This window comes from Bacillus haikouensis (assembly GCF_013179555.1).
In the GTDB taxonomy this organism is placed as follows: Bacteria; Bacillota; Bacilli; order Bacillales; family Bacillaceae_B; genus Rossellomorea; species Rossellomorea haikouensis_A.
Genome location: NZ_JABMCR010000595.1, coordinates 1 through 772, shown reverse-complemented (window position 1 = coordinate 772; position 772 = coordinate 1). Strand labels below are relative to the sequence as shown.

At 45.9% G+C, this 772-nt stretch carries 1 protein-coding gene; it reads right to left on the bottom strand.

Features of this window, described 5'->3' with window-relative positions:
* The coding region (locus HP456_RS24545; RefSeq protein WP_172255878.1) for an AAA family ATPase at window positions 1–772 on the bottom strand (772 nt) is incomplete at both ends.

The following is a 772-nucleotide window of genomic DNA, read 5'->3' as shown; positions in this document are numbered from 1 at the left end:
GCTTTTTCCTTTAGGGTGCTTAGGTCTTTTTTAATTCGGTTCAATCGTTCCAGACTTTGTTCATCTTTTTCTTTTGTCAACGCTGCCTCTTCGATCTCGAGCTGCATCACTTTACGAGTCACCTCATCGAGTTCAGAAGGCATCGAATCAATTTCCGTCCTGATCATTGCACACGCTTCATCCACAAGGTCAATGGCTTTGTCCGGAAGAAACCGGTCGGAAATGTACCGGTCAGAAAGTCTTGCTGCTGCTACAATTGCCCGATCATGAATGTTGACACCATGATGAATTTCAAATCGTTCCTTCAATCCTCTTAAAATGGATACGGTATCTTCCACATTTGGTTCCTGTACCAGCACCTGTTGAAAGCGGCGTTCCAATGCAGGGTCTTTTTCTATATATTTACGGTATTCATTCAGCGTCGTCGCACCTATACAGTGAAGTTCCCCCCTTGCAAGCATCGGTTTAAGTATGTTCCCTGCATCCATAGCCCCTTCAGTTTTCCCAGCTCCGACTATCGTGTGCAGCTCATCAATAAACAGAAGGATTTTCCCCTCGCTCTTTTTCACCTCAGCAAGGACGGCCTTTAATCTTTCTTCGAATTCCCCGCGGAACTTTGCACCTGCCACCAGGGAACTCATGTCCAGTTCAAAAATGGTCTTGTTTTTCAAACCTTCCGGGACATCCTTCCGTACGATCCTCTGGGCAAGTCCTTCTATTATTGCTGTTTTCCCAACTCCGGGTTCCCCTATCAAGACTGGGTTATTCTTTG